Genomic DNA, 3,640 nt, shown 5'->3' with positions numbered 1-3,640 from the left:
CTGCGAGTAGTTCCCTGGATAATCCTTGATACGGCCTTCACCTTCAAATGCAAAGGTGTGTTCAACGATACGGTCCATGAAGTGACGATCATGCGACACGACCACCACCACACCTGGATATTCTTCCAAATAGTCTTCCAAGACCTGTAAGGTGAAGATGTCGAGGTCATTGGTAGGCTCATCAAGGATGAGAAAGTTGGGATTGGCCATCAGGACGCGCAGCAGATGCAATCTTCGTTGCTCTCCTCCACTGAGGGTGGAGATGTGATTGAAATGCATGCTTCTGGGGAACATGAAGCGCTCTAGAAGTTGAGCCGCACTGATCTTGTGGCCTTTGGTCAATGGGATCACGTCTGCGATTTCCCTGACGGCTTCGCTCACACGTTGACCTTCTTTGAACTGGAGGCCGCTCTGTGTGAAATAGCCGAAGACCACTGTATCCCCGATCACCACTTTCCCTTGGTCCGGCTCCAGTCTATCGGTGATGAGATTGAGCAATGTACTCTTGCCTGTCCCATTCCTACCGATGATTCCCACTCGGTCTTGACGTAGGAAGATGTAGCTCAACTTATCGATCAAGGTCCGGCCGTCATAGGATTTGCTGACCTTATGAAGCTCGACAACTTTGCTTCCCATACGAGGGACGTTGATCTCCAAGCGCATTTCGTCCTTGTCCAATCGGGTAGAGGCGGTCTTCTTCAAGTCATCGAAAGCTTGGATTCGGTACTTGGCCTTGGTGCCTCTGGCCTTGGGTTGTCGCCTGATCCAGTCCAATTCTTTACGCATCGCGCTTTTGGCCTTGCTCACCACGGTGGCAATGTTCTCTTCCCGCTCTTGCTTCTTTTCCAGATAGTAGGTGTAGTTGCCCTTGTGTCGATAGAGGGTGTTGTCTTCCAGTTCTAAGATGACATTGCACACATTATCCAGGAAATACCGATCGTGAGTCACCAGCAGGAGTGTCGAATTGGTGGTAGAAAGGTGGCCTTCCAGCCACTCGGTCATCTCCAGATCCAAGTGATTGGTCGGCTCATCCAGGATGAGTAGGTCGGGTTCTTTGATCAACTCCATGGCCAGGCCCAACCTTTTCTGTTGTCCGCCAGAAAGTTCACCGATGACCTTATCCATGCGTTCGAGACCGAGTTTGTAGAGGATCTCCTTGGCCATGCTCTCTACTGACCAGGCCTGTGTGCGTTCCATCTCACTCAAGGCAGCATAGAATCTTTCATCTTCTTTGCCTTCATCCAGTAATTCCTCATACTGCCTGATGGCCCGCATCTGGGTGCTATCCCCTTGGAAGATGGTCTCAAGAATAGTCGACTTAGGATCGAAATGCTGACGTTGGGCGAGATAACCCAAGGTGATCCCGTTGCGGAATGTGACGGTCCCTGAGTCAACGGATTCCTGTCCCATGATGGCATTGAGCAAAGAGCTCTTTCCTGAGCCATTGCGCGCGATCAGACCTACCTTCTCACCACGGTCTATTCCGAAGCTGAGATCTTCGAAGATGCGCTTGGCTCCATAAGAAAGACTGAGGGATTCTACCGATAGATAATTCACCCTGCGAAAGTAGTCGGACAGGAGGTACAGGAATACAGTCTATGGCCCAAATCAATACTTGGTCGACCTTGCACAGAATGCGTGCGAATAGGTAGAAAAAGTATCTTTATTCCTCGATGCGAACCTTCAATCCTTCCATCCTTTTGGCTCTTCTTGCTGTGACCTACTGGTCTCAGGTAGTCTACAGTCAGAGTTTGAGGAGTCCTGAGTCCATTGTGTGGGATGAAGAAGGGCAGAGATATCTGATTTCCAATACGGTGGATGGTCAATTGAGAACAGTGGATATCTCTGGCGATATCGACCTTTTCGGTATAGATTCCAAAGGCTCACATGGTCTTTTGCTCCAGAATGGGATGCTCTATGCCTGCTTCCGGAATGAGATACGATGTTACGATACCGAGGGCGATAGACTGGTTGACACCTATGAGGTGCCCGAAGCAAAGTTCTTGAATGGAATCTGTGCAGATGACCAAGGATTCCTATATATCACTGATTTTTCAGAACGGAGCATCTTCCAGATCGAGGTGGAAGATGATGGTGGGAGGCCTGTCTCCAGTCAGGTTTGGAAAGAGATAGATCAGATTCCCAATGGGATTGCCTACGATGCCTTCAGAGATGAATTGGTCGTTGTGACCTGGGGATCCAGTGGCCTGGTCCATTGCTATGACAGACAGACTGCCGATCTGAAGCATAGCCTAGAGAGCGGATATGCCAATTTGGAGAGTATTCTCATAGATGACCGTGGAGATGCCTATGTCTCAGCTTGGAGTCCTTCGGCCATTCTGAAATTCGAACAAGGAGTGCGCAGTGCTCCGGTCGTATGGAGGTCTGAAGATGTATTCCGTCCTACGGGAATGGTACTTAGCGATCAGAATGATCTACTCTTTCTGAGTACCGATTTCGGACACATACACGGCCTATCCGAATCAGGTCCACGCTCAACTGGGCCCATGCTCGATGCCTTCCCGAATCCGGTGTCCGTAAATTCCCTTATCACCTATCAAGTGATGGAACCGGGTCCGGTACACATATCTATCTATGACAGCCGTGGAACTTTGGTGCAGACACTCATGACCGAAGAGAAGCAAAGAGGAATACATCAATTCATGTATCAGAGAGAGGAGAGGGCCAACGGGCTGTATTTCATCAATATTCAGAACGGATCGAGCAATCAAGCGATTGCCGTCACCTTAGTGGACTGAGACCTGAATTCTCAATCTTCGGCTTGCTTCTTTTTTTCCTCCTCGAGCAGTAACTCGATGTCCGATATGAGACGATTCATTTCCAGATCGGAGGTGCCATCGTAATAGCCTCTGATGCGTTGCTGACTATCTACCAGAACGAAATTATTGGTGTGGATGAAATCGCTCTTGCCACCATCTCCTTCACCTACCTCGGCAGGCTTTAAGGTGAAGTACGACCTGCGCGCGAGTTGATAGATTTTCTTTCGGTCACCGGTCAGGAGTCTCCATTGACCATCATCTACGCCATAGGCGGTTGCATAGGCAGCCAGAGCCGGAATGCTGTCTTCTTCCGGTAGAACAGAGAAGGAGAGGAACCTGAGGTCATCTTCGGTACTGAATTGGCTGGCCACATAGTCCATCTTGCCGCTCATGATCGGACAGATGGTCTGACAGGTGGTGAAGAAGAAATCAGCCACGTGTATCTTGCCTGTGAGAAAAGTAGAATCGGTAGTGCCTCCGGTCTGGTCGGAAAGCGAGAAATACTCGACCCGGTGATTCTTATTGAATCGGACATCTTCATCCACCAAGATGGGGTTGACCTGCGCAGGGCTATAGACAGGTAAGGGATTGGACTTCTGATACCAGAAATAGGCCACAGCTACTACGGCACTCGCAGCAAGGAATACGACCAGTGCTTTTGTCAGACAGGATTTCATAGCCTAAAGACCTTCATTGAATGGCTCATGCTTCCCCATAGAGGTCCTTCATCAAGTCTCCGTATTTGCTGTAGATGGCCTTTCGCTTTAATTTGAGGGTGGGCGTTAATTCCCCACCTTCGATAGTGAATTCTTCTTGGAGCAAAGTGTATTTCTTCACCTTCTCCCAGCGTGCAAAGGGCG

General features: G+C 49.5%; 4 protein-coding genes. 1 reads left to right on the top strand and 3 read right to left on the bottom strand.

The window, feature by feature from the left end:
* On the bottom strand, window positions 1-1,557 hold a 1,557-nt coding region (locus HKN79_10290), incomplete at its 3' end, for an ABC-F family ATP-binding cassette domain-containing protein (protein NNC83955.1).
* Window positions 1,558-1,673: 116 nt separating this feature from the next.
* Between HKN79_10290 and HKN79_10285 the strand changes: the two genes are divergently transcribed.
* Window positions 1,674-2,759: a T9SS type A sorting domain-containing protein gene (locus tag HKN79_10285; GenBank protein NNC83954.1), complete on the top strand. Its 1,086-nt coding sequence runs from the start codon at window positions 1,674-1,676 to the stop codon at window positions 2,757-2,759.
* Window positions 2,760-2,770: 11 nt separating this feature from the next.
* On the opposite strand, the gene HKN79_10280 is transcribed toward HKN79_10285, so the two are convergent.
* Entirely contained in the window at window positions 2,771-3,457 is a 687-nt protein-coding gene (locus tag HKN79_10280) for an SCO family protein (protein ID NNC83953.1), read from the bottom strand.
* A 25-nt stretch (window positions 3,458-3,482) separates the two neighbouring features.
* A partial coding sequence (locus HKN79_10275) for a hypothetical protein (protein NNC83952.1) occupies window positions 3,483-3,640 on the bottom strand: 158 nt, incomplete at its 5' end.

Source organism: Flavobacteriales bacterium, assembly GCA_013001705.1.
In the GTDB taxonomy this organism is placed as follows: domain Bacteria; phylum Bacteroidota; class Bacteroidia; order Flavobacteriales_D; family JABDKJ01; genus JABDLZ01.
This window is presented reverse-complemented; position numbering and strand designations above follow the sequence as displayed.